1 protein-coding gene is annotated in these 406 nt (G+C 42.1%); it reads right to left on the bottom strand.

Annotation, left to right across the window (positions count from 1 at the left end; genetic code table 11):
- Window positions 1-384 (bottom strand): transposase (locus RZN25_18430; GenBank protein ID MEQ6378775.1); only part of this gene is annotated, 384 nt, incomplete at its 3' end.
- Window positions 385-406 lie beyond the last annotated feature (22 nt).

Raw genomic sequence — 406 nt, 5'->3', positions numbered from 1 at the left:
AACGGACATATAAGCCAAGGCGTGTGCAGTTGTGATGCAACGATCTACATGTGCTTCAACTGCAACACGACCTCGTTTATGAACCCTTCGCATACTAAGGCCTTCTTTGGCCTGTGCGTTTACCCGTTCAATGGCGGTTCTTTCCGCATACTTCGTTTTAAAAGATTGAAGATGCTGCGGAAATTCAGGATCAATTTGTGGTGTCAGGGACTGTGGAATGCGAATCGTTCTTCCAGTTTGAGCTTTATTACAACATTCAAGATGGCATGCCTCTGTACAAGAAAGCCCTTCTTGTTTATATTTTGGATCAAAGACTGGGCATGTCCAAACATATTGTTTTTTTGCTTCATCTAACCCTTTTAATTTTAATCGATGACCACTCATACAATGCGGTACTCCATATCTG

It is taken from the genome of Bacillaceae bacterium S4-13-56 (assembly GCA_040191315.1).
GTDB lineage: Bacteria > Bacillota > Bacilli > Bacillales > JAWJLM01 > JAWJLM01.
Note: the sequence above shows the minus strand (reverse complement) of the source record. Positions and strands in the feature narration are given on the sequence as shown.